At 71.7% G+C, this 276-nt stretch carries 1 protein-coding gene; it reads left to right on the top strand.

The annotated features are described in order from the left end of the window. Positions 1-276, top strand: a 276-nt coding sequence (locus tag IO39_RS43615; RefSeq protein ID WP_043637889.1) for an ATP-binding protein, incomplete at both ends; no start/stop codon positions are given.

The raw sequence follows: 276 nt of genomic DNA, 5'->3' as shown, positions 1-276 counted from the left end.
ACGACTCCCGGCTGCGCCAGGTGCTGCGCAACCTGCTCTCCAACGCCGTCAAGTTCACCGAGACGGGCAGCGTGGAGCTGCGCATCGAGCCGGCCGCGCAGTCGGAGCTGCCCGCCTCGGTCCGCTCCCACGGCGGGGCGCTCGCCCTGCGCGTGATCGACACCGGCATCGGCATCGCCGAGCAGCAGCTTGAGGTGATCTTCGGGGCGTTCCAGCAGGCCGACGGCACCACCAGCCGCAAGTACGGCGGCACCGGCCTCGGCCTGTCGATCAGCC

It is taken from the genome of Nonomuraea candida (assembly GCF_000725485.1).
GTDB classification, from domain to species: Bacteria; Actinomycetota; Actinomycetes; order Streptosporangiales; family Streptosporangiaceae; genus Nonomuraea; species Nonomuraea candida.
The sequence above is the reverse complement of the archived record's forward strand: the minus strand, read 5'-3'. Positions and strand labels throughout refer to the sequence as shown.